25 protein-coding genes and 1 tRNA gene are annotated in these 25287 nt (G+C 56.9%); 10 read left to right on the forward strand and 16 right to left on the reverse strand.

Annotated features, from left to right (window positions below; genetic code table 11):
- The 9 genes from AC5LBQ_RS07035 to AC5LBQ_RS07075 all read left to right on the forward strand — a co-directional run.
- A partial coding sequence (locus AC5LBQ_RS07035) for a PstC family ABC transporter permease (protein ID WP_493265039.1) occupies positions 1–538 on the forward strand: 538 nt, incomplete at its 5' end.
- Entirely contained in the window at positions 535–1605 is a 1071-nt protein-coding gene (gene pstA, locus AC5LBQ_RS07040) for a phosphate ABC transporter permease PstA (RefSeq protein WP_493265040.1), read from the forward strand. The genes AC5LBQ_RS07035 and pstA, both read left to right, overlap by 4 nt.
- A 6-nt stretch (positions 1606–1611) precedes the next feature.
- Complete coding sequence (pstB, locus tag AC5LBQ_RS07045; RefSeq protein WP_295028043.1) at positions 1612–2415, forward strand: phosphate ABC transporter ATP-binding protein PstB; 804 nt, start codon at positions 1612–1614, stop codon at positions 2413–2415.
- A gap of 86 nt (positions 2416–2501) precedes the next feature.
- Positions 2502–3167, forward strand: coding sequence for a phosphate signaling complex protein PhoU (gene phoU, locus AC5LBQ_RS07050; RefSeq protein WP_297346358.1), 666 nt, complete (start codon positions 2502–2504; stop codon positions 3165–3167).
- 28 nt (positions 3168–3195) lie between these two features.
- Positions 3196–3879, forward strand: a complete 684-nt coding sequence (locus AC5LBQ_RS07055; protein WP_295028039.1) for a winged helix-turn-helix domain-containing protein — start codon at positions 3196–3198, stop codon at positions 3877–3879.
- A 42-nt stretch (positions 3880–3921) separates the two neighbouring features.
- A complete protein-coding gene (locus AC5LBQ_RS07060; protein ID WP_493265041.1) occupies positions 3922–5478 on the forward strand; it encodes a sensor histidine kinase in 1557 nt (518 codons plus the stop codon).
- A 196-nt stretch (positions 5479–5674) separates the two neighbouring features.
- Complete coding sequence (locus AC5LBQ_RS07065; protein ID WP_493265042.1) at positions 5675–7030, forward strand: hypothetical protein; 1356 nt, start codon at positions 5675–5677, stop codon at positions 7028–7030.
- Positions 7031–7224: 194 nt separating this feature from the next.
- Positions 7225–10101, forward strand: coding sequence for an InlB B-repeat-containing protein (locus AC5LBQ_RS07070; RefSeq protein ID WP_493265043.1), 2877 nt, complete (start codon positions 7225–7227; stop codon positions 10099–10101).
- 199 nt (positions 10102–10300) lie between these two features.
- A tRNA-Ala gene (locus AC5LBQ_RS07075) sits at positions 10301–10373 on the forward strand.
- A gap of 361 nt (positions 10374–10734) precedes the next feature.
- On the opposite strand, the gene AC5LBQ_RS07080 is transcribed toward AC5LBQ_RS07075, so the two are convergent.
- The 4 genes from AC5LBQ_RS07080 to AC5LBQ_RS07095 all read right to left on the reverse strand — a co-directional run bounded on the left by AC5LBQ_RS07080 (position 10735) and on the right by AC5LBQ_RS07095 (position 12863).
- Positions 10735–11016, reverse strand: coding sequence for a hypothetical protein (locus AC5LBQ_RS07080; RefSeq protein ID WP_297346360.1), 282 nt, complete (start codon positions 11014–11016; stop codon positions 10735–10737).
- Positions 11017–11284: 268 nt separating this feature from the next.
- On the reverse strand, positions 11285–11935 hold the full coding sequence (locus AC5LBQ_RS07085) for a DUF3800 domain-containing protein (protein WP_493265044.1): 651 nt from the start codon (positions 11933–11935) through the stop codon (positions 11285–11287).
- A gap of 563 nt (positions 11936–12498) precedes the next feature.
- Positions 12499–12681: an alpha/beta fold hydrolase gene (locus AC5LBQ_RS07090; protein WP_295027681.1), complete on the reverse strand. Its 183-nt coding sequence runs from the start codon at positions 12679–12681 to the stop codon at positions 12499–12501.
- Entirely contained in the window at positions 12678–12863 is a 186-nt protein-coding gene (locus AC5LBQ_RS07095; RefSeq protein ID WP_295027682.1) for a sodium:proton antiporter, read from the reverse strand. The genes AC5LBQ_RS07090 and AC5LBQ_RS07095 overlap by 4 nt, the downstream gene beginning before the upstream one ends.
- 254 nt (positions 12864–13117) lie before the next feature.
- On the opposite strand from AC5LBQ_RS07095, the gene AC5LBQ_RS07100 reads away from it, so the two are divergent.
- The gene (locus AC5LBQ_RS07100) at positions 13118–13390 is read left to right on the forward strand and encodes a hypothetical protein (protein ID WP_295027683.1); all 273 of its coding nucleotides are present in this window, start codon (positions 13118–13120) and stop codon (positions 13388–13390) included.
- On the opposite strand, the gene AC5LBQ_RS07105 is transcribed toward AC5LBQ_RS07100, so the two are convergent.
- The 12 genes from AC5LBQ_RS07105 to rlmN all read right to left on the reverse strand — a co-directional run.
- Positions 13380–14015 carry a histidine phosphatase family protein gene (locus AC5LBQ_RS07105; RefSeq protein ID WP_295027684.1) on the reverse strand — a complete coding sequence of 212 codons (636 nt, stop codon included), beginning with the start codon at positions 14013–14015 and terminating at the stop codon, positions 13380–13382. The genes AC5LBQ_RS07100 and AC5LBQ_RS07105 overlap by 11 nt on opposite strands.
- A gap of 53 nt (positions 14016–14068) precedes the next feature.
- Positions 14069–14530, reverse strand: a complete 462-nt coding sequence (gene rsfS / locus AC5LBQ_RS07110) for a ribosome silencing factor (RefSeq protein ID WP_295027685.1) — start codon at positions 14528–14530, stop codon at positions 14069–14071.
- Complete coding sequence (locus tag AC5LBQ_RS07115) at positions 14527–16488, reverse strand: hypothetical protein (protein WP_493265045.1); 1962 nt, start codon at positions 16486–16488, stop codon at positions 14527–14529. Before AC5LBQ_RS07115 ends, rsfS begins: the two co-directional genes overlap by 4 nt.
- Positions 16485–17264, reverse strand: a complete 780-nt coding sequence (gene nadD, locus AC5LBQ_RS07120; RefSeq protein ID WP_296181809.1) for a nicotinate-nucleotide adenylyltransferase — start codon at positions 17262–17264, stop codon at positions 16485–16487. The genes AC5LBQ_RS07115 and nadD overlap by 4 nt, the downstream gene beginning before the upstream one ends.
- A 138-nt stretch (positions 17265–17402) precedes the next feature.
- The gene (gene obgE, locus AC5LBQ_RS07125; RefSeq protein ID WP_296181807.1) at positions 17403–18944 is read right to left on the reverse strand and encodes a GTPase ObgE; all 1542 of its coding nucleotides are present in this window, start codon (positions 18942–18944) and stop codon (positions 17403–17405) included.
- Between the two features lie 102 nt (positions 18945–19046).
- On the reverse strand, positions 19047–19307 hold the full coding sequence (gene rpmA, locus AC5LBQ_RS07130; RefSeq protein WP_004007117.1) for a 50S ribosomal protein L27: 261 nt from the start codon (positions 19305–19307) through the stop codon (positions 19047–19049).
- Positions 19308–19318: 11 nt separating this feature from the next.
- A complete protein-coding gene (gene rplU, locus AC5LBQ_RS07135) occupies positions 19319–19627 on the reverse strand; it encodes a 50S ribosomal protein L21 (protein ID WP_295027688.1) in 309 nt (102 codons plus the stop codon).
- Positions 19628–19702: 75 nt separating this feature from the next.
- Positions 19703–21109: an MATE family efflux transporter gene (locus AC5LBQ_RS07140; RefSeq protein ID WP_493265049.1), complete on the reverse strand. Its 1407-nt coding sequence runs from the start codon at positions 21107–21109 to the stop codon at positions 19703–19705.
- 2 nt (positions 21110–21111) lie between these two features.
- A complete protein-coding gene (locus tag AC5LBQ_RS07145) occupies positions 21112–22320 on the reverse strand; it encodes a M50 family metallopeptidase (RefSeq protein WP_493265046.1) in 1209 nt (402 codons plus the stop codon).
- 24 nt (positions 22321–22344) lie between these two features.
- Positions 22345–23559, reverse strand: a complete 1215-nt coding sequence (gene dxr, locus AC5LBQ_RS07150) for a 1-deoxy-D-xylulose-5-phosphate reductoisomerase (protein WP_493265047.1) — start codon at positions 23557–23559, stop codon at positions 22345–22347.
- Positions 23560–23662: 103 nt separating this feature from the next.
- Positions 23663–24220: a DivIVA domain-containing protein gene (locus AC5LBQ_RS07155; RefSeq protein ID WP_282921293.1), complete on the reverse strand. Its 558-nt coding sequence runs from the start codon at positions 24218–24220 to the stop codon at positions 23663–23665.
- A gap of 64 nt (positions 24221–24284) precedes the next feature.
- Positions 24285–25287: dual-specificity RNA methyltransferase RlmN (gene rlmN, locus AC5LBQ_RS07160; RefSeq protein ID WP_493265048.1), on the reverse strand; the 1003-nt coding region annotated here is incomplete at its 5' end.

A 25287-nucleotide genomic window follows, 5' to 3' on the forward strand; every position in this document is an offset into this window, starting at 1 on the left:
CGGTATCCCTTCCGTGGTTTACGGCTGGGTCGGTTTGACCGTCCTGGTGCCATTTATTCGTGACTATTTTCACGCCCCCCTGGGTGGCTATTCGGTCCTGGCGGCGGGCATTGTCCTGGCGGTCATGATTTTCCCGACCATCACCACTGTTTCCGCCGACGCGATTACCGCGGTTCCTTACGATTATCGGGAAGCCGCCTACGGCCTGGGTTCTACCCGCTGGCAGTCGATTTACCACATTGTCCTGCCCGCGGCCAAGAAAGGCATCTTGACCGGCATCATTCTGGGTTTGGCCAGGGCTTTTGGCGAGGCTCTGGCGGTCGCGATGGTTATCGGCAAGACTCGCGCTCTGCCGGCCGATATTCTCTCTCCGACCAGTTCCTTGACCACGGCGATTACCGCCGACATGGGCAACACCACCAACGGCGGCGAACATAACTCGGCATTGTGGACCATGGCTTTGCTGCTATTCCTCATCTCGATGTTCTTTATTTTTGTGATTCACATCATCGGCGCAGAGAGGAAGCAGGATCGATGAGTACCGCTACGACTACCGCTTCGGGTCTTTCCGCCCAGATGGAACACCGCATTCGCCGTGCCAAGAGCGTCAACAACCTGATGACCGGCGTCTTTGGCGCTATCGGGGGTTTCTTCCTGATGTTGATTGTGGCGCTAGCGGCCTACATCGTGGCTCGTGGCCTGTTGAGTTTTGACCCTGTATTCCTCAGTTTCACCCGTGACGGCATCATGAACCAGGTGTTCAACACCGTTTACCTGGTGTTTTTGTCCCTGATTGTGTCCGTCGCTCTCGGCGTTCCCGCCGGAATCTACATGGCTGAATACGCGCCAGAGAACCGCTGGACCGGGTTCATTCGCATCTCTATCGAGTCCCTGTCCTCCCTGCCCTCCATCGTGGTCGGCCTGTTCGGTTACCTGGTCTTTATCCTGATGGTGGGCCAACAGTGGAACCTGCTGGCCGGCGCTTTAGCGGTTTCAATTCTGAACCTGCCCCTGGTCACCACGTCTACCGAGTCGGCTCTCCGGGCGCTGCCCTCGGACCTGAAATACGGTTCCGCGGCCTTGGGTGCGACCCACTGGACCACCATTGTGCGAGTGCAGCTCCCGGCGGCGCTCCCCCACCTGATGACAGGGGTAGTGCTGGCGGCCGAACGTGGTTTCGGGGAGGCTGCCGCCCTGCTCTACACGGCCGGTATGTCCACCAACATCAACTGGTCCTCCACGGACATCACCTCCCCCACCAACGCATTCAACCCTATGCGTCCCGGCGAGACCTTGTCGCTGCACGTGTGGGCGATGCGTACCGAAGCGGTGGAACCCAACGCGGTGGACATCGCTAACTTCTCTGCCGCGGTGCTGGTGCTGATCGCCCTCCTGTTCTCGATTTTGGCTCGCACCATCACGAAACGGGTTCACGCCAGCCTGGCGGGCCTGTCTGACCAGGCCTCCAAGGGCGGCAAAGGCAAGTGGCGTAAGGCCAACTCCGACACTCCCGTCCCCGCTACTGACACGGTGAACCATGCCGAACCGACTATTGACGCGTCGAACTTCACCGACCGTTTCCACACTGATAAAGGAAAGGAATAATCACTCATGACTGCGCAAACCAACGTCCTGGAGTCCCCCACTGCGCCCAAAATTTCCACCACCGCCAAGTTTTCCGCGCGTGACCTGCACCTGCATTACGGCGATTTTGAGGCTCTCAAGGGAGTCAACATCGACATTCAGCCCCGCAAAATCACGGCTTTGATTGGCCCCTCCGGCTGCGGCAAGTCGACCTTCCTGAAAACCTTGAACCGAATGAATGACCTGGTCAAGGGCGTTAGCATCACCGGTCAGGTACTGCTAGACGGCGCTGATATTTTCAAGGATATGGACGCCATAGCCCTGCGTAAGCGGGTGGGCATGGTGTTCCAGCAGCCCAACCCGTTCCCCAAGTCGGTCTTTGACAACATCGCCTACGGGCCGCGCATCAACGGCATTCGCAATCACCGGGAACTGAGCGAAATCGTGGAGCGTTCCCTGCGTCAAGCCGCGATTTGGGACGAGTTAAAGGATCGCTTAAACAAGTCCGCCGTGGGGCTTTCCGGCGGTCAGCAGCAGCGCCTGTGCATCGCCCGCGCTTTGGCTACCGAACCGGACGTTATCTTGATGGACGAACCGACCTCTGCCCTCGACCCCATCTCTACCTCCAAGATTGAAGAACTGGTAGTGGACCTGGCTCGGGATTACACCATCGTGATTGTGACCCACAACATGCAGCAGGCTTCGCGCATCGCCGACAACACGGCGTTCTTCCTGCTGGGCGAACTGGTGGAGTACAACGACACGGAAACCCTGTTCAGCGTACCTTCGGACAAGCGTACCGAGGACTACATCACGGGTCGGTTCAGCTAACACTGTTTTCGCGTGCCCCGGAGGCCCCCGCTGGTGCGCGACCGGGAAATACAGTTCTGAGTTATGGAACAGAAAGTAGAGAGGTAATGCGATCCCGATTCGATCAACAACTCATGCAGCTCAACGAAATGCTGGTGCAGACCGGAGAGCTCTGTGAACAGGCCATCAGTCAGACCATGGTGGCCCTGTCCAGTTCCAGCGATGAAATCGCCCGTGAAGTGATTCGGGCTGATGCCCACATCGACCAGATGGAGCGAGACATTGAGCACCTGTGCCTGAAATTGCTGTTGCAACAGCAGCCGGTGGCGGGGGATTTACGCCAGGTTTCCGCCGCTCTCAAAATGATTACCGACATGGAACGTATCGGCGATCAGGCCGCGGATATTGCGGAAATCGTGAAGTCTACGGATATGTCCCTGGTGCGGGGATTCCCTAAGATTCCTCAGATGGCTGCGAAAACGTCCGAGATGGTCCACGATGCGGTCCGGTCTTTTGTCGACCGCGACCTAGCTTTGGCAACCGCCACCCAGGCGGCGGACGACGCGGTAGACCGGATGTTTGATGAGGTCGCCACCGAGATGATTGATTTCATTGTGCATGCTGATGCCGCGGACGCTCAAAAAGCTATCGACGTCATCATGATTGCCAAATATCTGGAACGTATCGGCGACCACGCCACGAACATCGCCGAGTGGGTGGATTTCTCGATTACGGGGGTACACGATGTCATCTTCGACACAAAATCCGCCTGAATCAGGCGCTCCCTGGAATAATGGAAGTGTGATTTATTTTGTCGAGGACGACCTGAACATTCGGGATTTGGTCGTTTACACCCTCGGTTCCACCGGGTTTACCGCACGGGGCTTCGCTGATTATCGGGAATTTCGCGAAGCGATGGCGCAGCTGCTCCCGGAAATGATTTTGCTGGACATTATGCTGCCTGGCGTTGATGGTATCCAGATTTTGCGCCGGATTCGGGCCAACCCTGAAACTGAGGGCATTCCGGTCATCATGGTTACAGCGAAAGGCGCCGAGTTCGACAAGGTCAAGTCCTTGGACTTGGGGGCGGACGACTACATCACCAAGCCGTTTGGCATGATGGAGTTGGTATCGCGAGTCCGGGCGGTGCTGCGCCGCGTGGCTCGTCCCGCCGACCCCACTGATGAGGACGAGGAAATCCTCACCATCGGCACTATTGACCTGAACCTGCCCCGCCACACGGTCGCGGTTGAGGGCCAGGAGGTGAAACTGACCCTAAAGGAATACCAGCTGTTAGAGGAACTCATGAGCCAGCCGGGAATTTTGTTTTCCCGCGACAAACTGCTGGATTCCATCTGGGGATACAGTTTCCACGGCGAGACGCGCACGGTCGATGTGCATATTCGCACGCTACGCAAGAAACTCGGCCCGGCCGCAAAACACATTGAAACCGTGCGCGGCGTCGGCTACAAGATTTCCGAATGAGGGCGCTGTTAGCGTAATCGCCATCGAATCAAGGGAGATTATATGCGACGCAAGATTCTGGGGGCTATCTCAGGTATTTCTGCCATAGCCCTGGTGCTTGCTTATGTTGGCTCTGTCGTGTTCTTTTATGGGGTCAATCGCGCCAACATTTTGGATGCCCTAACCGAGGAAGGCAACCTGTTGGCGCTGAGCCTGGAACACCATACCGACGACATTCAGATCCAGATGCTCAACGAATTCCATCGCCAGACCCCCGGGGTTCGCCTGACGTTGGTAGCCGGTGACGGTGAGGTTCTCTATGATTCCGAAGTTCCCGCCGCTCAGATGGCCAACCACGCGAGCCGGCCTGAGATTGTCTCAGCTTTGAGACGCCAGGCTTCCGGGTTGGGCTCCGATATCGTGGTGCGTGATTCTGACACCCTCGGCGAGGATATGTGCTATTACGCGCGGGCTATCCCGTCGGGCAAAATCGTCCGCGTGGCGCGTCCCGTCCGCACGTTTTATGCCACGGCCCTGTCCGGGTTGCCGATTTTGGGCGGCATTGCCCTGGGTGTGTTCGGGCTGTCTTTCCTCATTGCGCGGCGTCAGGCCCGCCTCATTGTCGCGCCGCTGGAACAGATTGACCTGAACCACCCACTCTCGGGCACCCCTTATGACCGCGACCGGCTACCCGAGAGTGGGCGGCACACCGGGGTGTTCGGGAACTCCAGCGTTTTTGGCGGCGGAGGGGTTTTCGGTTCGGGGGCCTACACCGACACACCAGCGGAGGACGAGACGAGCCGGTCTGAGTCGGCGGAGCCTTCCCTCCCCCACGATATGCTCCAGGCTTACGGTAAGGACCACAAAACGGTCCCGATTTACCCCGAGTTTTTGCCGCTGCTGCAACGTCTGGAACATCAAAATCGGGATAAGGAAGCGGCCGCGCGTTCTCGCCGCGAGTTTTCCGCTAATGTGTCTCACGAGTTGAAGACCCCGCTGACCTCTATCTCGGGATATGCCGAGATTATCCGTAACGGTTTGGTGAAAGATGAGGATATTCCGGGTTTTGCCAAGCGCATTCACCAGGAGTCCTCCCGCCTGCTGGACCTGATTGGCGACATCATGGAGCTGTCCCGGCTGGACGAGGGCGGTCTGCCGGCAGAAGCGGGGGAGGTCGAGTTGTTTGATTTGTGCCGTACGGTGGTGGAGCGGCTGCAGCCTCGCGCCGCGTCTTTTGATGTGAAGCTGACACTGTCCGGTTCGCACACGACGCTGACCGGGGTGGAGCCGCTCTTGGGTGAGATGGTGTATAACCTGGTAGACAACGCGATTAAGTACAATCGCGAGGGCGGTGAGGTGAACGTTTGGGCGGGTACGCATCTGGGCAGGCCCCAGCTGATTGTGACCGACACGGGTATCGGGATTCCTTACGAGGATCAGGAGCGCGTGTTTGAACGCTTTTATCGGGTGGATAAGTCCCATTCGCGACAGACCGGGGGGACCGGTTTGGGGCTATCTATCGTCAAACACGCCGCTATCTTGCATTCGGCGGAAATCACGGTTAATTCGACCCCGGGCCAGGGCACGCGCATCGAAGTGACTTTCCCGGACGCGGCCTGAGTTTGGCGGCGGTGGGCGGGAGGAACCGCGTCGCTGATTCGGGGCGCGGCCTGGGGCTGCCTGTGGGCGCGTGTCATAGTTGAAGGTTAGGGTAAGCTGGTTTTTCAGGGTAGGGACAGATAGAATGAACACGGTAGTGTTTCCCCAGATTTCTGGAAAGCAGGCGAAATGTTGCTGTTTAGGGTAGGGAGTCCCCGTGCGAATTTCCATTAAGCAAACCGTGTCTTGGATACTGGCGCTGGCACTGGTACTACCGGGGGCGATAATTCTTTCCCCGCCCTGGGAGGCTGGTGCCGCTGAAACCGGCACACCTCCGGAGTCTCTGAGCGCGGAACCGGTACAGGTGCCGACGGGTAAAACCGCGGCGGATGCCATTGCGAATCCGGCGCAGCCAGAGATTTACACCCTGCGTAGCGACTATATGATTCCAAAAGGTACAGAAAATATCGTCAACTACCAACCCTACGTAGCCACCGTGGGAGCAGACGCTACCCCAGAAGAACAGGGCAAAGTCGAAAAGACCATCAAGCTACCGGTTTTCCCCGGCTATGGTATGCCTACTGATAGTACGAATCAGCCAATAACTCAATACGACATCAACTACCAAGGTGTCGTGAATGCCGCCAAAACCTCCGGGAGCACTACGGGTGACAATGAATATGGAAAAGTTCACCAGGCGGAAAAACCGTATATATATAAAGGCCATCCTGGAACCGTTACAGTAAAGCACGTGTTTCAGGAATTACGAAAAATTAATGAATATGGTAGAAAGCCGGGAACGAACGTCGACATTATCACTACACAAAGCGGACCAATTGGTTCCCAGCCTGTCATCAAGACCTTACCTGATGATGAGATAGCTGGTTTCGTGCCCGAAGACAAAAATATGAAGGTTTTAATTACGCAGCAAAATCGCAGCGTGGAAATGCGTTACAATCGCGCCTACTTTGCTGTGACATATGACACCCAGGATGGGACTGCGGTGCCCAGTCGTACCCTGTATTATGGACAAGAAATTCCCGCCATCAAGAGCACTGATATCCCCACCAGAATTGGAGCTAAGTTAAAAGGCTGGAAGCCATCTGTCGATTTGCAAGGCACTTTGAATGGGACAGAAACTACATTTAGGGCTAATGAAATCATTAAAGACAGCTCCGGAGTCCCTCTCAAAGATCTAAACGCCAAACTAATCATGCCGGCCCAACATATAAAGTTCACCGCGGTTTGGGATGATAATCTGAAGGCTGATTATGCGATTCAATTTTGGACGGAAAAAGCTGATCATGCTGATGACGCTACTCTCTTACAAAAGTATGAATTCGTGGGCACTCACGTGTACCGGAACAAGGCCACAGGTTACCGTCCGAATCTGGAGGAAGAGACCATCAAAGGGGTGGAATTCCCCGACTTGGATAAAGCGCGTTTACAGAAAATTTGGAATGGGGATACATTCGGTGGTCGATATCCCTTCCTATATCTCAATAAGTTCTACAAGTACAATAAGACTTTAACTGATAAAAAAATGCTGATAGGGATACACCCAGTGAGGTAAAGCCCGTTTCTGCTACCGGCAAGACCGTCTATAACATCTATTTCGACCGACAGGTCTATGACCTGTACTTTACAAAATCCAACTCTAGAAATGATGATAGTACTCTCTATCCTCAAATTTGGCGACATGGCGAACAATTGGGTGGACCAGGAACCCTAGCCCCCTACCACTTCAAAGCCAGATTTAACCAGCGCATGTTAGACTGGCCCAATGATGCCCTAGAAACTAAGGGATTTGCTGAAGGTAAGCAAAGCTATGGGTGGGGGCCCAACTTCTTAGAACCGCATTGGATATGGCGCGACACTCCTCCTTACCGGTTATCGGCTGATGAGTTCGTGGATGTTCAGGAACTAGGTAGAACGAACCTATACACCAACGAAATTTATGCTGGCGATGGTGTCACTATCCCGGTTAATTTGCTGGCCAATCCAAAAACGTTCACCACGCTCTCTTTTGGTATCTCGCAAGAAGGTGGTTCAAGTAGAGGCGCGCCGATACCTCACCACATGGATTTTTGGATGGATGGTTTTGAAAAAAATCCCGACTGGGATGGCAGGGATCCCGAAAAAGAATATGAAAAAATTATTGACTACGATCTTTATAGAAGCAAAGCTGATACAGGTGATCCCAACTACGGTCATAAGGCTCCCGTAGTCCAAGGCTTTACTCCTTATCAAGAGTCTGTACGTACGATGCTGTATGACCAAGACGAATTTGAAGATTTAAACGATGAGCGGGATGACATAACACCTCTCCCCGAGGAAAAGGTAATGGACCCTTACGGAAATGAGGTCACCAAGGGTAGTTTGAATTTTATAAGTTACTTTTACAATGATACCGATGAGTGGGGTGACGCTGACGGAGTCGACGAATTCAGGGAAAATGGTTATATTCGTTTCTATTACAAGCGTAATAAGTATAAATTGCGTTTCAATAATGACCCCGCCACCATCAAAGCTGACAGCGAATATAATGCAAGCAATCAGACAGATATCTTTTATCAAAAGCCTTTACAGGATTTGAATCTGGATGACGTTGGCACTTTGGTAGACATGGGTCTAACGGATCTTTTAGAACAGGATAGCGAGGGAAACTATCAAGTTAAACGACCCGCCGGACTCGCGCCCAATATGGTATTCAAAGGCTGGGCTCTGGACCCTGCCGGACAGAAAATGGTTTTTAACAGCAAGGAAACCATGCCCGCTCACAACCTGGTCCTCTACGCCAAGTGGGAAGAACCTGACTATAAGTGGAAGGTCACTTTTGACCCGGCAGGCGGCACTTTAGATTCAATTGACGCCAAATACCTTGCGACAGAGCAAAAAACTATCCAGGAGACACCTGGCGACCCTACCAGTGAAGTTAACTACCCTCAGAAGACCGTTACTCCGGGCGCTGCTCCAAGTGACCCACAGGTATTCACCGTGTTGCATCGGCAAAAACTGGTAGCGCCTAAAGAACCCACGCGGGACGATTATTTTTTCCTGGGATGGGAAGTGTTGCACTACCAGAAGGACACCCAGGGCAACTACACCAACAAGTTTGATAATTCTTATCGTAAGCGATATATCGTCCCCGAGCTGTATTCTTTTGGAAATGATGTGGTGGATCCCATTTATCTGCGGGCAGTTTGGGTGAAAAGAAATTTCGAAAAGGTACTGGTGTATCACCACTTCTTGGATAGCCAATACCGTATCGACCCGAATAATCCTGCTAAAATCATACCCTTAGAAGAACGTGCCGGCCACTTTGCGGTGTCATATGCTTCTCAACTAAGCGGGACTTGGCTCCTGGCTCAACATGAGGAACTGCTGAAGACTAAAGATTCGCAGCTTAAGGAACTCTACACCGAATACAACAATCGTATGCAGTACGATAACACCGGTTTCCAAATGCTCAAAGTTGAGCCGAAACAAATTATGGACAACACTGGAAACCTTGTAGATAATCCCAACTACGCTAACAATGTCTTCCACTATTTCTATATTCCTTTCCGGACCCGCAACTACAAGGTTAACTACTTGGACGACAGAGGCCAGGCTGAATGGAAACAAGCCACTACCCCAGCTGCGAAACAGGAAGTTATTAAAAAATACAGCATCCTTGCGTCTGATAATGTTGTCAGTAAGGCAAGACATTATGATGCACGGAACTACAAGCCGATTAGCGGGTGGAAACTCACCTCCGCGCCGCAGCAACAGCTCTTTTATGATCTTAATGAAGACACTAATCAGTTGCTTGGAATTAACGGCACCGGTTCCGATGAAATCGCCTTCTTTTATCAGGATGTGAGAATCCTCGAAGTGCCACAGGATGGTACAACTCCCGACGGATATGTCCGAGTCACCTTCAAGGCAGATGAGGGCGGCTCCTTTGGCTCGGACGGCGCTGGGAACCCCATCAAAGAATTACATTATGATGTCCTCAAGGGTATTAAATCGAAGCAGCTTCCCATCCCCCAACAGTTGGCAGGAACGCGTGATCCGAATAAACACTATGTGACTCCGGATTCCGAAAAGAGTTTCGACAAATGGGATACGGATCCACTTACTGACACTCCGCTCACTAAAAACACGGTCTTTACCGCGCAATTCTCTGGCGCAGCCCCAGGTGGAAACCCCGGCACTCCGGGGACTCCGGGCACTCCGGGCACTCCGGGGACTCCGGGGACTCCGGGAACACCGGGAACACCGGGAACTCCAGGGACACCTGGCACACCTGGCACTCCGGGAGGAGGTACACCGACCACACCGACCACACCAGGAGGGACTCCCTCGAGCCCAGTTTCACCTACGCCAACCAAGCCAAGTACTCCGACTTCCCCGGCTACACCCAGTACGCCAAGCCAGCCCAGCACACCGGCTTCGCCTGGCACCCCTGGTACGCCGTCTGCACCGGCCTCACCGGGCGTGCCCAATCAGCCTAATCCCCGGGACAACTCGAATGCTTTTGATACGACGGTGACCGGAACCAATTCGCTGCTCTACCTATACGTGGCAGTTTTGTTTGCCGCCACCGGTGGCTTGATCCTACGAATCAGCAGGAAGCGTGCCAAGGGTTCCCGGGCCTAGGACTATGCTCTAAGCGCCCCAACCCCGCGCCCCCGGCCTCGTGCCCGCGACCGGCCTCGTGCGGTCCTTCGTGTTGCCGCAATGCCCCCGGCCACACACCACCTGGCCCCCACCCACACCCCTTGCGCGGCCGATAAAGGTGAGGTGCGCCGTTAATTTGCTGTCACCGCCCGGTTTATATATACTGTTTAGGCACTTCGGGGCATTGGCGCAGTTGGTAGCGCGCTTCCATGGCATGGAAGAGGTCAGGGGTTCGAATCCCCTATGCTCCACATTTTGATAATCCGAGGACAGCAAGTCCCCGGATTATCAAACATTTAAGGACTCTATAGGGGATTCGAACCCGAGAGGGCTGGCACCGCCCGAAAACGCGACTGCGTTTTCAGGTGCCAGCGCGAGGAACCGAAGATTCCGAGCGTGACACGATTTTCGCAGAAAATCGTGGAATCCCCTATGCTCCACCACAAACCCAAAAACGCAGGTCACGCCCTTTTGCGTGTCAGAAAATCAAGCAAAAACCACCCCAAAAACCACCCATTTCACCTGCCCCCCCGCCTTGGCAGTGTTTACTTAAGCCTTTCGGCAGATTATCGTGGAGCCACGCGAGAACGAGTGCGTTCGGTCGCAGACAGGCTAGATGCGGTCAGCGTAATAGGATTGCGCGCCTTGCCGACTCATGCCGAGCAGTCCACCGATGGCTTGCCAAGTGACGCCCTCGCTGCGGGCTTTGCGTACCGCATCAATCAAGTCACGCTCCGCCGCTTCTTTCCGATCCCGGGCCGTCTGGATGAGCCGTAACACCTCCCCCTCGTGAATGGCGTGAGCATTACGGGTGATATCTGCCGGATCCGCCTCGGTAAATCTAGCCGCATAACGGTCATATCCGTGTTTGAACGTGCTTTCCTTGAACTCCACATGTCAATTATTCTTGACACAATACTGCATATCAAGAAAACTTGCGGGGATGCTTTGCTATGCGGGGCTGGGCGTAGTTGCCGTGGTAGCCGTCGTTGCGCCGGTCGGAGAATAGCAGGGTAGGCTTGATATCAGACAAGTGCTAGGTTTTAGTGGTTTCGTAATTAAGGCTTGACTACAGGAAAAAAATTATGAAACAATTGAGATGCCGGCGAGAAGAGGGTCAAGGATTCTTTTCCACTATGTGGATAGCTGGCAACAATCTTTTTTACACTCCCCACGGGTGCTGCACGCAGTCGGGCGGAATCCGGGCACACACCTCGAAATCCTGCAAGTCTCTCTTGGACATACGGCGTTGCAATCCCCAAAGCATATAGTCTGCAATCTGCAATCCCGAGGATGATGCGGAGTCCCAGTAGCAAGGTGTTATTTCTTGGGGCATCTGGTTAGAAATATCCAGCAGAGCCGCCTCAGCTGCGGTTTTCTCGGATTTCGTGCCGAAGGTCGCAAGCACTAGGTACAGGTGGTCGTCTTTATCGAAAGCTGTTCGGCACAACCAGCTGATGTGCTCGAATAAAGCTAGTTTGTATAGTCGCATTTTACCGGCCTGTTGCACATAACTATATGCCCTGGATTTGTATAGGAATGTCGCGTGGAAGGCTGGGGGTTGTTGGCTTAGTAACGCGAATACTTGGGCGCGTGTGTTCATGGAGTCGTTTTTTGCGTGGAAACCACGGGGTAGTGATATACCTTGGTCTTCCAAGGAGGAACGCAATACCAACATATTCCACAGGATGTCAGCATGTTCGTCTTTGAACGTAGCGGAGCCGATTCCGAAATAGGGGCTGTCACTTTCTGTTTGCGGTTCCCGGAAATCCAGGGTGCCGGTTTCATCTATGTAGACGAAGTAATCTGCCATAGCGGTAATTCTATGGCATGCGGGGCAGAGCGTTGAACCGGTATCACAACAACTGTGACTGCATTCCAGTACCGGTGGTTGGCAGATGGGGGAAAGTATCTCGAGTGCTTTGACACCTATCTTCCAAAGGTTTACGGGCGAGCAGGATTTGAAAAAGTCGCGGCTGTTCCGTTTGATCCAAACTTTGCCCCTGAGGGATGGAGTTATGAAGACATGGCGGAATACCATAGAGGTAAGCCAGATATCGTGTGCATGCTACCGATAGGGAGCGGAAAAAGTTTAGGAGGTTCGATGCCTTGACAGCGCTGAAGCCTGTGCAACCAGTTGAACCCCCAAACTGGTTATTAGACAGTTCTGTTGCTAAAAAGCAATGGGAAAAGATGAGCTCCGAAGAACGTGATTGGGTGGCAGCAAATGCTGACGACATTCGGGGCGAATACAGCGAAACGATGCCAGCGACAATCTTAGGTCTGCTCTACGCTGGGGCTTGATAGAAGCTATCCTCGGATGGAAGGCGGGGTCAGCCCACCAGGCTACGCAGTAGCACGGGCAGGCTTACCGCCTCAACGCATATCAGCAATCTCGTTACTTATTTCCTCTAGTGACCAGTCAGCCATCGGCGATTTTACTTTTAAAACCTCGGGAGCTGCGCACTCGGTTTGCGCCAGCTGCTTGACTACGGGATCCCACACCTCACAGGTCTCACCCAACCCGTGCAAGAATACGACTTTGGGAATATCACTCATTTACGCACCGCGAGAACCCCTACAACCAGGCTGGTAATCAGGAAACCGGCGACATTTCCGATAGCGGTAACCGGCGAAACCACATGCGTGACCCCGAGAACAGCAAAACAGATAGCCGCAAGCAACAATCCAACTGCTGCCAACAGCAGCCAGTTACGCGTTCGCACATTTTTCTTTTCCATAAGAGTCCTCTCCCCTGGAAGCGTTTTCACTGATTATCCCATAAGTGGGTGAGAGCTATCCTTTCCCCAGTGCCGGCTAACTATTTTTTGATGTTTCGTATGGTTCCTGGCGGTATGTCTTTCCCAGGGTGATTCGGTACGGTCGCATGAACCACACCTAGTAAAGCCACTAAACAAAGCTGCGTAAAACCTGGGACGCTTCCGGAACGCAGTAAAATAAGGGTGACCGGTTTCTGAAGAAAGGAGGGCTGCACATGGATGAAGGCGAAGAGGAAATACGTTTGGTTCTCCAGCATATGCACCAGCAAAAGGTCATTACTGATCAACAGTTCAAGGATATGAATACATTCATCGATGATGATGGGACTCTTGGCGCACTGGCAGGCATAAGCGCTGTGGTACAGAATCATCCAAATGCCATTCCCTCAGAACTGCTTGACGAAATCCTCGCACTCGAACCAGTGTTCGACGAGGAATACTACCAAGACATGCTAGATGCGCTAGCCGCCCGGCCGACTAAGCATTAATCGCGGTATCGGACACACCCACGTTATACGAATCAATCCGCCAGTATGGCTCGCGGTGCTCGGACTGAATCACCGCCCAATGGCAGTTGTCCAAACCGCGCAGCCCATGCCACTGGGCCGGGTCGTGTCCCAGCAAAGTCACGATTCCCTGCGAGGTGGCAGACCCGTGGGAAACAAACAAAATCGTTTCGCCATCAGCAATTTTGTCAGCCCAATCGCGGTAAGCCTGGGACACTCGTTGGCCGACCTCGCGGCGCGGCTCCACGTTGGTAGTCGCTGGGTCAGGGTCGCCAAAATCGCGCCACGAGGTGAAATCATCGGGCCAGCCCGTTTTAATTTCCGTGGCGTTGAGCCCTTCCCAAGCCCCAAAAGCCCGTTCCATCAGACGTTCGTCGACTTCGACGAGCAATCCTAGCCGGTCGGCCAGCGCGTGGGCGGTATCGAGGGCGCGGCCCAAAGGTGAGGAGACCACCCTTGTGAAGGGCAAACGAGCCAACCCGACTGCGGCGTCTTGGGCCTGTGCTATTCCCGTTTCATTGAGGGGAATGTCAATCTGTCCCTGAATCCGGTGCTGCTTGTTGTAATCGGTTTGTCCATGCCGCCACATCACCAAGGTTTTCGTCATTGCCCTGTCCTCCTGTTCGGTCGACCCGTTACTGTTGTCCCTGCCGGCCAGCGTTATGAAAAGTCCTCGCCGATGAGGTCCAGCGGAGAGACGGGTTCGGGCGCCTGCACAGCGGGGCTGGACGGAGCGGGACTGTCGGTCTGAGCGGCCGGTTCCTCCGGATCGGGCACCTCAATCAGGGGCGCATCGGCCCACAAACGTTCCAACGCGTAAAACTGCCGGTCATCCTCTTGCTGGACATGCACCACAATCATCCCGTAATCGAGCAAAACCCAATGAGCCTGCTCCAGGCCCTCACGACGCAGCAACTTTAAACCAGCTTTCGTCATCGCCTCGTCAACAGCATCGACAATGGCCCGCACCTGACGGTCGTTATTGCCCGTAGCCAGCACAAACATGTCGGTCAGCACCAGGCGTTCGGAAACGTCCAGGGCAATAACCTCCGTGGCCTTCTTCGATTTTGCTGCTTGACCTGCTGCTATGGCGAGTTCGATGGACTTGGCGTCAGCACTCATACAGAAAAAATCCCCATTTCGGTTGTGGAATCAGGCAGGAGACCATCTCCTGACGTGGCGGCTGGAGAGTCTAGCGTAGCCGCGCTCAGCGTGGCTTCCGTCTCTAGCGTAGTTCCCGAGGCAGACGTCACCGCGGCGTTCTTGTCCAGAGCGAAGATGAGCATGCCCACGACCACCACAGTCACCAGCACGACCAACGCCCAGCGGGCCGCCTGACCCAGCATCAGCAAAGTTTCGCCCCAACGCCCGGACTTGCGAATCAAACGTTCGGTGAAGGACTCCTCGAATTCGAACTCTTCCCAGTCGATGTTCTCCAGTTCTTCATCGGTGATGTCCTCGCCGAGTTCCTTACGCAAAACTTCAACATCGGCCTCGTGGAATTTCTGTTCGGCTTCTTTGAGCTCTTGGAGTTGTCGAGCCTCGGCCTGTTCCAGGCTTTCGCGGCGTGCCGAGCGGGATTCTTGCGGATTCCACAAGGTCGGCATTCCAGGTCGGCCGGGCATTCCCGGCATTCCGGGGCGACCGTAAGGCATTCCGGGCATACCATAGCCCGGCATACCTGGCATTCCCGGCATACCTGGCATTCCTGGCATACCGGGGCGACCATATGGCATTCCAGGCATCCCATAGCCCGGCATGCCCGGCATTCCTGGCATCCCCGGGCGGCCGTAAGGATTCGGACGTCCCCACATTCCATAGGGAGCGCCCGGCTGTCCCGGCATCCCCGGTTGACCCGGCATTCCGGGCTGGCCGGACTGGCCGGGAATCTGTCCCGGCTGGCCTGCCATACGGGGATCGCCTGAGGGAGCTCTCGGAGTCTGGACCAGCATCTGCCCAGGCTGTGGTGATTGATGGGGCTGACCAGGCTGCTGACCGGGCTGTCCCGGGACCGGTCCCGGTTGCCCAGGTAGTCCCGGCTGGGTAGGCGATTGCCCTGGTTGGTGTGGCATCTGTCCCAGTTGCCCCGGCTGATTAGGTTGGCTGAGTTGATTGGGCTGAACGGTTTGGCCTAGCCTCTGCCCAGGCATTTGTCCGGGTTGCCCAGGTTGCCCCGGCTGGGCGGGCGGCTGTGCCGGTTGCCCAGGTTCTCCCGTCTGAGCAAGCGGCTGTGTCGGTTGTCCGGGTCGTCCAGCTGACAAGGGCGGGTGCGCCGCGATGTCCGGCATCGTTCCCGGAGCCTTGGCGTCCGGTGCCAATCCGGGAGCCGCGAGGCTCGCGGGGCGTGAACCGGGCATTCCGGGCTGTGCTGGAGCAGTTTCCGGTGGAGTCTGCTGGTGAGGCGGTGCGGCTTCCATCTGGCCGGGACGCGGCACCGGAGGATTCGGTCGTGAGGTCGGTAACGTGGTTGACGATTGGGCCGGGTTTGGCAAGCCGCCGGGTCCTGAAAATACCGGAACTGGCGGATTTGCGCTGCCTCCAGGTGTCGCCGGCCTCGCCGCAGCGGAACCTGCCGGGGCGGAATTTGCCGGGGAAGACGGCAGGGGCCGGGACGCGCTGCCGGGAACAGGTGGGTTCGCTCGGGGCGGGGGAATCTGCGCGGAGCCTGTCGAGTTCGGCGCTATCGTGGGAATCATGCCCGTCGTGGAAGGGGGCACCGGAGTCCCCGGTGTCGGCAACTGACGAACCGCCGTATCTGCGGGACGATTCCCGACCGGAACTGCGGGCTTTTCGGGCACCACGGGAGTAGTGCCGCGCACGAGGGGACGCTGGGCACCGGCGACTTGCGGCCCGGCAGCACTCACGGCCTGAGCCTTGCCAACTACCGGAATCATGCCGGTCAGAGCCCCGTCCTTGTCAACAGCACGCACGGCTTGGGCAGTATTGGGAACTTGCAGAGCGGGACCGGTCGGACCGGCACCGGGCAACACTTGCCCAGGCCGAGGGGCGCTAGCTCCCAAGCCCGGTAAATTGACCGCCTGCACCGGCACGGGTCGCGGCCTTGGCTTGCCCTCGCTCACAGTCCCCCTCTCGACAAGGTCATCACGGATCCGTCTTGTGGCGATGCATCGTTTACCGCGGCCGCCGTCAAAGCCGCCTTAGGGACGGCGTATGACGCCTCCCGCGGATCCGACTGCAGTCGCGCATCATCGGCATAGAGTCCGTATTTAGCAATATATTGAACAACACCGTCGGGCACCAAGTACCACACCGGTTGGTGCGATTTTACCCGATTCCGACAGTCGGTTGAGCTGATTGCCATGGCCGGAACCTCAACCAGAGAAACGTGCTGGGCCGGAAGGTTAGCGGAATCAAAGGAATGTCCCGGGCGAGTTACCCCCACGAAGTGCGCCAGTTTAAACAGCTGGTCGATGTCTTTCCAGCGCATAATGTCAGAAATCGCGTCAGCTCCGGTGATAAAGAATAGTTGCGCATCACCTAAAGCGGCTTTCAAGTCGGTCAGAGTGTCAATCGTATAGGTCGTGGTAGCTCGGTCGATATCCACGCGGGACACCGAAAACCGCGGATTCGAAGCCGTCGCAATCACCGCCATCAGGTAGCGGTGTTCCGCCTCGGTGACCGGGCGCCCCAGCTTGAATGGCTGCATAAAAGTGGGCACAAAAATGACCTCGTCAAGGCCGAAAACCGCCTGCACTTCCGAAGCCGCTACCAGGTGACCGTGGTGAATCGGGTCAAAAGTGCCGCCCATCACCCCGATACGACGCCGACGCTGATTGGACTTTGCCGAATTTTCGGAGTCCAACGCCCAAACGCATCTTTGCGAGCGAGACTCCATGACGGCCTTTCTTAATCCCTTGCTACCCAAACACGAGCACACAAAACTTCCTTTTATGAAATTATACCCGCCCGGACCTGAGTGATTTCTGAAAATGGCAAGGAATTCTGTAGTCGGACAGCGACCCGCATCCCGGTTCTATTCGGTTTCCCCGGGGTCATTCCACAGGCCGGACTCACGCTCCGCGTCCAGTTCTTCCCGAGCACGTTTCTTGGCATCCATCCAGGCGTGGTAGTCGATACGCCGCTGCTGGTTGGTGCGACGGGTATTTTCGTAGAGTCGCGAATCCGTGCCGCGCGCGCCCAGCAGCTCCGCTCCGGCTTGCAGGGTGGGCTCCCAGTCAAAAACAACACCCGTTTCGGGGTCGCCAATCACGACGGTATCCCCCGCGTGAGCCCCGGCTTTCAGCAGGTCGTCCTCAACTCCCACGTTTGCCAGGCGGTCGGCCAGGTAACCGACCGCTTCATCGTTAGTGAAGTCGGTCTGCTTCACCCAGCGCTCCACCTGTTCGCCACGGATAGAGAATCCCGGCTCGCCCTCAATCGTGGTCGTCTCAATGGTGTAGGTCTTGGCGGGGCGCGCTGATTTCGGCTGCGGGCGCAACACGGGTCGCTCGCTGTCGTCATCGGGCAGTTGGGAACGGTATTCCTGAACCATTTCGGCCAGCCCAAAAGCGAGTTCTTTCAACCCTTCGTGGGTAGTCGCGGAAACTGTAAAGACCGGCCAGCCGAGTTTCGCAATCTCGGTTTCCATCAGGGCGGCCATGTCTCGCCCGTCCGGGACATCGATTTTGTTGAGAATAATGGCGCGTTGGCGTTCCATCAGGGGTGGCAAGAAGTCCCTCCCGGGACGGTAGCGGTCCAGGGATTTCGCGTAGTGAGCGAGTTCACGTTCCAAAGTCTTAATGTCGGCCAGCGGTTCACGTTCCGGATCCCACGCCGCCAAGTCCACCACGTGGGCAATCACGCAGCAACGTTCGATATGACGCAAGAAATCCAGCCCCAGACCTTTGCCCGAGGCCGCGCCGGGAATCAATCCGGGCACGTCCGCCACGGTGTAGCGCGCCACCGGATTATCCACCACCGCCAGGTTCGGCACCAGGGTCGTGAAAGGGTAGTCGGCAATCTTGGGGCGCGCCGCGCTCATGGCCGCTATCAGCGAAGATTTGCCCGCCGAAGGGTATCCCACCAGCGCCACATCAGCCATCGACTTCAGTTCCAGAATAACGGTACGTTCTTCACCAGGTTCTCCCAACAGGGCAAAGCCCGGTGCCTTGCGTTTCGCGGAGGCCAGGCCGTAGTTGCCCATGCCTCCCACCCCGCCGCGCGCGATGACCAACTGGGCATCCGGGGCGTCTAAGTCCGCCAGAAACTCGCCATCCTCACTGGTGACGACCGTACCTTGAGGAACGTCCAAGAACAGGTCCTCACCGCGACGTCCATCGCGGTAGTCGCCCATCCCGGCTTGACCGCTTTCCGCTTTCACGTGCGGGCGATGATGGAACGGCAGCAGGGTTGTTTCTTGCGGGTTGACGCGCAGAATGACCGATCCCCCATGTCCGCCAGCCCCGCCGTCCGGGCCCGCTAACGGCTTGTATTTTTCGCGGCGAATGGAGGCGCAGCCGTTGCCGCCAGCCCCGGCTTGGGCAAAAATTTTCACATAATCCACGAAGCTGACCATCTGGGCTACTGACCTCCTCCGGCTCCCTCACAGAGCCATCGTTACGTTAAACAGCAAGAGGGCTCGAACGAGCCCCCTCACGAAAGTAGTCACTGCCAACATTTAGGCGTTGGCGACTTCCTTAATACTCACGATACGGCGATCGCGATGACGGCCGAACTCCACTTCGCCGGTCTTAAGTGCGAACAGAGTATCGTCCTTGCCGATGCCCACGTTAAAGCCGGGGTGGTAGTGGGTGCCGCGCTGGCGTACCAAAATTTCACCAGCGTTAACCAGCTGACCGCCGAAACGCTTGACGCCCAGGCGTTGCGCGTTCGAATCACGACCGTTGTGGGAAGAACCGAGACCTTTCTTATGTGCCATTGTTACACCCCTTACTTAATGGAAGTTATCTTAATGCGGGTCAGCGGCTGACGGTGACCTTGACGCTTCCGATAACCAGTCTTGTTCTTGTACTTGACAATGGAAATCTTGGGACCCTTGGCCGCGCCCAGTACCTCCGCGCTGACCTTAACCTTTGCTACGTCAGCAGCCTGGGACGTTACCTTGGCGCCGTCCACCAACAGAATCGCAGGCAGCTCAATCGTCTCCCCCACTGCCTTGTCTACCTTTTCCACCAGCAGCTCTTCACCGACAGAGACTTTCTCCTGTCGACCGCCGGCCTTAACGATTGCATATACCACGTCGAAACTCGCTTTTCTGAATGTCTTTCGTCCAACTGTGCCCTCACGAACCGCAAGAAGCACCGAAGTTCTAAATTACCGGATTTCACCTGTTTTTGCAAAATCAAGTTTCATCCACCGGTCTTGGCGGATACGCCAGCTCAACGTGGCCAGGCGCGCCAGGAAAAACACCCCGCAATAACACCCCCACAGCCAGGCCAGTCCCAGGATTCCGCCAGGCGCGAAACGCCACACCAGCACCAGAGCCGGGATATAAACACCCAGGTTAATCAGTCCCGCGAGAGCCAGGTACCACGTGTCGTTGGCACCAATCAAGACCCCGTCAAACACGAAAACCACCCCGGCCAGCGGCTGAAAGAACGCCGATACCAGCAGTGCCAAAGCGGCCGCAGCCAGCACTTCAGGATCGCTGGAAAAGATCCGCGGCCACAGCGAAGCCAGAGCCGCGATGCTCAGTCCCAGTACGACTCCCAGCCCCAGTCCCCACAGTGTCACCCGGCGAATCAGGTCGCGCACCGCCTGGCGGTCAGCCCGCCCCAACTCGAAACCAATGAGCGCCTGCACCGCGATAGCCAGAGAATCGTGCAGGTTTGCCCCGAGAGTCCAGGTGTTTGCCGCAATCTGACGCCCGGCAATGGCGACTTCCCCTTGGGAGGCCGCCACCCACAGGGTGCCGAGGATAACGATCTGCATGGTGAGGGTGCGAATCATTAAGGGCACACCCCCGGCCAGAGCCGCGAAAATCGCTCGGAACTCGGGATACAGCGCGACTTTGGCACTACGGGCTCCGGCCATAATTTTTAGCGCAAACGCCGCCCCCATACCGATACCGGCGATGGAAGTGCCGATGCCCGCCCCGGTGACTCCCAGGTTGAAACCATAGATAAACGCGGCGTTGAAAGCCACGTTCGCGATGGCGCCGGTGACCGAAATCACCAGTGGAGTCTTGGCGTCCAACACGCCGCGCATGGCCCCAGTTCCCGCCAGTACCAGCATCATTCCCAGCATCGAGGGTGCCGCCGCCCGCAAATACGCTGCTCCTTGGACATTGACCGCCGCGGAGGCCCCGAACAGCGAAACAATCGGCAGCGCCCCTACCCACAGGACTACGGCCAGCACCATTCCTACCAGCAACCCTAGCCAGGCTCCGTCCACCCCGGTCTTGACCGCGCCATGCCGGTCCCCCGCACCCAACTGGCGTGAGGCCACTGCGGTCGTGGTGTAGACCAGGAAAATACAAATCCCCACCAAGAACACGTTGACCGATGAACCGATGGTTAAGCCGGCCAGCTCGGTCGTTCCCACGTGCCCAATCATGGCCGAATCCGCTATCACCATGAGCGGTTCAGCCAGCAGCGACCCCAGGGAGGGCACGGCGAGTGACAAAATCCGCCGATTCAGGGGTTGGTTCTCCGGTTCAACAGGTTGTGACTCCGAGTCAGAAGGTCGGTTTTCAGCCGGCATGGTGTCCCCCGTTTCTATGTTCACAGTACCGGCTTCAAAATATCGGCCACAATCAGCAGCACCGTCATGGCGATGAAAGCGATAACCACCGTGGCTGTCACCGGCAACATTGCCGCCAAATCGACCGGCCCGCCGTCGTCGAGGCCTCGCGCGCGGCGCACCCGCTTGCGGATGCCTTCATAAATCGCGCCCGCGGCTTGCCCGCCATCCAGGGGCATCAGCGGAATGAGGTTAAACATGAACAGGGTCATATTCAACGAACTGAACAGCATCAGGAAGGCCCGCAGTTTTTCCAAGAACCCGTAACCAGTGGCTTCGCTGGCGGCGATAGAGCCCGCGACCTGGCCCATTCCCACGATTCCCATCACGGAGTTCGGGTCGCGCGGCTGATCCGGCTGGAACAACCCGATGGTGGTTTGCCACAGTTTCACGGGCAGGGCCAGCAGGATTTTCGCGGTGCCTTTCCCGATTTCCCATTCATATTTGGCGACTTCCCCCAGGCTGGCGTGGTGGCGTTCGGTGACGGCAATAACGCCGATAACCGAACGTTTCCCCCCTTCCATAGTTTGCGGGGTCACCTGGATAGTCTCAGTTTCACCGTCGCGTTGCACGGTGAGAGTGGCAGGTTTCCCCGGCTGGCTCACCGCCACTTGGCTGATGACTTCGTCCCAGGTCGCAACGGCTTTACCGTTCCAGGCGGTGATAACATCGCCAGGCGTCACCCCCGCCGCGGCCGCGGGAGAGTCCGGCGAGACCGTGGCGACTTCACGGGTCGGCAACTCGTAACCAATCGCGCTCAACGCCACCAGCACGCACAGGAAACTCAAGGCCAGATTCACCAAAGTGCCGCTGACCATCACTATGAGGCGCTGCCAAATGGGTTTAGCGTAAAACGCCCGGTGTTCCTGGCCGGGCGGAATCTCTTCGTTCGAGGCAATCCGGGCCTCCTCGGCCGCGGTCAGTTCGCCTTTGCGGTTTTTCGTGCGCCGCCCCGGATGCCCCGGAGCGTACATGCCGACCATTCTCACGTAGCCGCCCAGCAGCACCCACTTCATTCCGACTTCGGTTTCCCCGATTTGGCGCGAAAATATCTTTGGTCCGAATCCAATGAAATACTGGGTACAGAGGATATCGAAACGTTTTGCGGGAATCAGGTGACCCAGTTCGTGCAGGGCAATCGACACCATCAATCCCACAATGAGGGCGATGATTCCAGTGAAATAATCCATGACAGGGCGGTTCCGGTACGGCGTTTAGCGGTTCTCGATGAGCTCGGCGGCTCGCTGTTTGGCCCATTCCAGGATGCCTTCCAGCGCGGAAAGGTCCGGGTTGGACACCCCGTGGTGTTCGCTGACGACCTGTTGCACCACGTCATAGATACCCAGGAAGGGCAGACGGCCGTCCAAGAAGGCGTTGACGGCGATTTCGTCCGCGCTGGCCAGGACCGCGGGGTGGGTGTCGGAGGCGGAAATAGCGTGCCGAGCCAGGCTGACCGCCGGGAAAATTGACTCGTTGAGCGGCTCGAACTGCCAGGTTGCGGCACTGCTCCAGTCACAAGCGGGGGCTACCTCGCGCAGCCGGTTGGGAGCGGACAGTCCCAGGGCAATCGGAATGCGCATATCGGGCGGGGAGGCCTGGAGCAGGGTCGCGCCGTCCCGGAACTGCACCATGGAATGCACAATCGATCCGGGGTGCACCACGACGTCGATGTCTTTCGGTTCAATGTCGAACAGCAGCGAAGCCTCGATGACTTCCAGCCCCTTGTTAAACATGGTGGCTGAGTTGACGGTCACCAGCGGCCCCATGTCCCAAGTCGGGTGGTTCAAGGCTTGTTCTACCGTAACGTTTTCCAGTTCCGCGTGGGTTTTCGAACGGAACGGACCGCCGCTAGCGGTCAGAATCAGGCGTTCCACCTCGCTGTAGCCGGTGACGGTCGGAGAGCACAACCCGCGTTCATGTTTGCCCGAGCGTAACGCTTGCCAGATAGCGCTGTGTTCGGAATCAACCGGCACGATCTGCCCCGGTCGTCGCAAAGCGTCCCGCACCAAGGAGCCGCCAATGACCAGGGATTCTTTGTTTGCCAGGGCCAGGCGCGCCCCGGAATCTAACGCCCGCAGTGTCGCGTGCAGGCCGGAAATCCCCGCGATGGCGTTCAAAACGATGCCCTGGGGCACAAATCCGGCAGCCGCCTCGACTCCGGCCGGACCGGTCAACAGGTTATGGCTGGCTCGCGGCTGGCCCAACTGTATCTCTGCCTCGCGGATTGCCTCGTCCAGCTCCGCCACGGAGCTGTTCGCCACAGCCACCATGGGGACTTCAAATTCAACAGCTTGACGCGCCAACACATCCAGATGCCGCCCGGAGGCAGCCAAGCCCTGCACCCGGAAATGTCCGGGATGGGCGCGAACGATGTCCAAAGCCTGGGTTCCAATCGAGCCGGTAGAACCCAAAATTACAATATCTTGCACCCGTTCATTCTAACGGCAAGTTTAGGTTTCGCTCATTTACAGCGACCAGCAACCCCACCAGGGGACGGATAAAGCCGCGCCAACTCCCTTGTGAAAGGGACAATCACTCGACTGCCAACAGCACTTCAACCGCGCGAGCCAGGTAAGCGTCCACCGGGCCTTCCAGGTAGGCTCGGGCTCCCTTTGCCTCCGCAAACACCGCGTCACGAATCTCTTTGCTGGTCAGAGGCTTGTTTTCGTCAAAATACGCCACTAAGCGGTCCAGCAGCGCGTCCACGTCCTCAATCCGGTAGCCGCGCTGGCGCCCTTGGGGATGGGCAAATCGTTTTCCTGCCGGACGCAACAGCCGCGGATAGAGAGTCGTGGCCTGTTCCGCCACCAGCGACATCCAAGCCTTTTGCCCGTTCACCGCGATATGGTCAGCCCGCGCCCGCGCCACAAAAGCCGATTCCAGCCGATCCATCGCCGCGTCGACTTCCACAAAGTTATATCCCCCGCGCACCACGTTGAATCCCTGGGCCCGCACCTGCGCCGCCCCGAAATTTGCTGGTCCACCGTTGCCTTCATATGCCGAACGTGCCTTGGCCAAGAACTTGTCGACCTGGTTGCGGTCGTAGCCCTTGCCCAGGAGTTTAGCGGTGCGAAACGTCGTGTCGCTCACGTCCCGGCCCTTTCCTTGTTTCTCTGTACTCTCAACAGTTTTCCGCACGCTTTCTGAGTTTCCTCTAAGCCGCGGGAGGCTGCTTCACTTTCGCCGCGAGCTGCCCGCAGGCCCCATCAATATCCGAGCCGCGCGTATCCCGCAACGTAGTGCTGATTCCAGCTTGCCGCAAAATCTCTACGAATTCGTCCATGACACGCGGCAGGGACGCATCCCAGATACTCCCCGGCGTGGGATTGAGCGGAATCGGGTTCACATGCGCCCAAGTTTTACCCCGTTCATTGAGTTTATCCGCTAGCAGCCGGGCTCGCCACGGATGGTCGTTCATGTCTCTAATCAGGGCGTATTCGATAGAAACACGCCGCCCGGTCGCTTGGAAATACGCATAAGCGGTGTCCAACAGTTCGTCGACCTGGTAGCGACGGTTCATGGGTATCAGTTCGTTGCGCAGTTCATCGTCCGGGGCGTGCAGGGACACGGCCAAAGTGACCGGCAGCCCTTCCTGGGTCAGCTTGCGAATTCCCGGCACCAGCCCGACGGTGGAAACGACCAGGTTGCGGGCCGAAATCCCAAAACCTTGCGGGACTTCGGCGGTGAGGGTTCGAATCGTGTGCAGCAGGGACTTGTAGTTGGCCAGCGGCTCACCCATCCCCATAAACACCAGGTTAGACAGCCGCGCCGGACTGCCGAGTTCCCCGTCTTGGGCGGCCTTAGCGGCGAGCCGGACCTGTTCCAAGATTTCCGCCGCCGAGAGATTTCGGGTCAAGCCAAGCTGGCCGGTCGCGCAAAACGGGCAGCCCATCCCACAGCCGACCTGTGAGGATACGCACAAGGTGACGCGTTTCGGGTAGCGCATCAGGACGGATTCCACTTGGGCGCCATCGAATAGCCGCCACAGGGTTTTGCGAGTCCAGCCCTTATCAGCAACTTGGGTCACGACCGGGGTAATCAGCTCAGGCAGCAGGCCGCGAGCCCGTTCCTGGTCGGCCTGGCCCAGGTCTGTCATCTGGGAGGGCTCGGCTTCGAAGCGCCCAAAATAGTGGCGCGCCACCTGGTCAGCCCGAAAC

The sequence above is a fragment of the Mobiluncus sp. genome (assembly GCF_985070215.1).

Bases quoted from the DNA above. Each gene is read 5' to 3' on its own strand.
- nadD (WP_296181809.1), bottom strand. From the start codon at position 17,264: ATGGAGTCTCGCTCGCAAAGATGCGTTTGGGCGTTGGACTCCGAAAAT.
- obgE (WP_296181807.1), bottom strand. From the start codon at position 18,944: ATGGTCAGCTTCGTGGATTATGTGAAAATTTTTGCCCAAGCCGGGGCT.
- AC5LBQ_RS07100 (WP_295027683.1), top strand. From the start codon at position 13,118: ATGGATGAAGGCGAAGAGGAAATACGTTTGGTTCTCCAGCATATGCAC.
- AC5LBQ_RS07095 (WP_295027682.1), bottom strand. From the start codon at position 12,863: ATGGAAAAGAAAAATGTGCGAACGCGTAACTGGCTGCTGTTGGCAGCA.
- AC5LBQ_RS07070 (WP_493265043.1), top strand. From the start codon at position 7,225: ATGTTAGACTGGCCCAATGATGCCCTAGAAACTAAGGGATTTGCTGAA.
- pstB (WP_295028043.1), top strand. From the start codon at position 1,612: ATGACTGCGCAAACCAACGTCCTGGAGTCCCCCACTGCGCCCAAAATT.
- AC5LBQ_RS07085 (WP_493265044.1), bottom strand. From the start codon at position 11,935: ATGGCAGATTACTTCGTCTACATAGATGAAACCGGCACCCTGGATTTC.
- AC5LBQ_RS07105 (WP_295027684.1), bottom strand. From the start codon at position 14,015: ATGACGAAAACCTTGGTGATGTGGCGGCATGGACAAACCGATTACAAC.
- AC5LBQ_RS07060 (WP_493265041.1), top strand. From the start codon at position 3,922: ATGCGACGCAAGATTCTGGGGGCTATCTCAGGTATTTCTGCCATAGCC.
- rsfS (WP_295027685.1), bottom strand. From the start codon at position 14,530: ATGAGTGCTGACGCCAAGTCCATCGAACTCGCCATAGCAGCAGGTCAA.
- AC5LBQ_RS07090 (WP_295027681.1), bottom strand. From the start codon at position 12,681: ATGAGTGATATTCCCAAAGTCGTATTCTTGCACGGGTTGGGTGAGACC.
- AC5LBQ_RS07145 (WP_493265046.1), bottom strand. From the start codon at position 22,320: ATGGATTATTTCACTGGAATCATCGCCCTCATTGTGGGATTGATGGTG.
- pstA (WP_493265040.1), top strand. From the start codon at position 535: ATGAGTACCGCTACGACTACCGCTTCGGGTCTTTCCGCCCAGATGGAA.
- phoU (WP_297346358.1), top strand. From the start codon at position 2,502: ATGCGATCCCGATTCGATCAACAACTCATGCAGCTCAACGAAATGCTG.
- rpmA (WP_004007117.1), bottom strand. From the start codon at position 19,307: ATGGCACATAAGAAAGGTCTCGGTTCTTCCCACAACGGTCGTGATTCG.